The organism is Acinetobacter sp., assembly GCF_036666595.1.
Lineage (GTDB): Bacteria > Pseudomonadota > Gammaproteobacteria > Pseudomonadales > Moraxellaceae > Acinetobacter.
The window spans coordinates 1-691 of the sequence record NZ_JAVWVO010000085.1 but is presented as its reverse complement, the minus strand read 5'-3'; the positions used below and the strand labels follow the sequence as shown (position 1 = coordinate 691).

The 691-nt window shown below is 35.0% G+C and carries 1 protein-coding gene; it reads left to right on the top strand.

Features of this window, described 5'->3' with window-relative positions:
- Positions 1-303, top strand: a 303-nt coding sequence (locus RR876_RS16920; protein WP_332637182.1) for a VIT1/CCC1 transporter family protein, incomplete at its 5' end; no start/stop codon positions are given.
- Positions 304-691 lie beyond the last annotated feature (388 nt).

Below are 691 nucleotides of genomic sequence, written 5' to 3'. Positions count from 1 at the left end.
GATGAAATTGGCATTTCAGATCATACCTCTGCCAAGCCATTTCTAGCGGCATCTTCTTCAGCCCTCGCATTTTCTGTAGGTTCATTATTTCCTTTAATTTCAATGATGCTTTTGCCTGAACAATATTTAGATAAAGGTGTCATGCTGATTGGCGTTTTAACTCTCGGAATTATGGGAGCATTGGCGAGTTATGCTGGCGGTGTAAGTATCTGGAGAGGTTCTGTTCGGGTTATGATTTGGGGAATTGTCGCAATGTTATTCAGTGCTTGGATCGGATCACTATTTAATGTTGCTGTGACCTAATATACTTTGTGTATCTGATCACAATATTTTAATCCAATAAATTATTATAGGTTTTGGGTAGTTATTATTCATGAGTTCTCCTAACTTTTAGATACTTATATTACATATGATCTAACCTGATTAGAGGTCAAAACTAAGATACTCAATCATCTGCTTCAAAGATTTTTTAAAATTAACATAATACACCTTATACGAAATGCGTTATAATTATCTATAGAAATCAATGCTGTAGTTTCTAGTTTCTAGTTTCTAGTTTCTAGTTTCTAGTTTCTAGTTTCTAGTTTCTAGTTTCTAGTTTATAGCCCACCTTCCCCAAGGTGGGCTTTTTTTATGATTTTTCACGTTCCACGCTTATTCTTTGATCAATGTTCCACGGGTTTGTGTAGTC